The 324-nt window shown below is 39.5% G+C and carries 1 pseudogene; it reads right to left on the reverse strand.

The annotated features are described in order from the left end of the window. Nucleotides 1-238 (reverse strand): annotated as a pseudogene (locus SB658_RS22765) (ABC transporter permease); the annotation flags it as partial. Nucleotides 239-324 lie beyond the last annotated feature (86 nt).

The following is a 324-nucleotide window of genomic DNA, read 5'->3' on the forward strand; positions in this document are numbered from 1 at the left end:
GGATAAACACGCCAAGCGAATCAAATTTACTCAAAGCACTGGCTAAAGCCTCTCCAGCACTAGGCTCTGGTATATAAAATGAAGACCCTTCTGGTAAATTAGCTGATTTCGACAAAAGATCCGGCAGCATTTTGAGCGTAATAGGTTGTGTGATCATTAAAATCGTAAAAATGATTGGCACAAATAAGATTTTATAACTAGTGAATAACTCCCTAAATTCCTTTTTCAACATCATCATGCCGTCACAACCTTCATGAAAATATCTTCAAGCGTCAGCTCAGATAGGCGATAATGGAGGAGAACACCGCCAGATTCAGTGATCAG

Origin of the sequence: Bacillus sp. SIMBA_008, assembly GCF_046535495.1 — a bacterium.
GTDB lineage: Bacteria > Bacillota > Bacilli > Bacillales > Bacillaceae > Bacillus > Bacillus subtilis.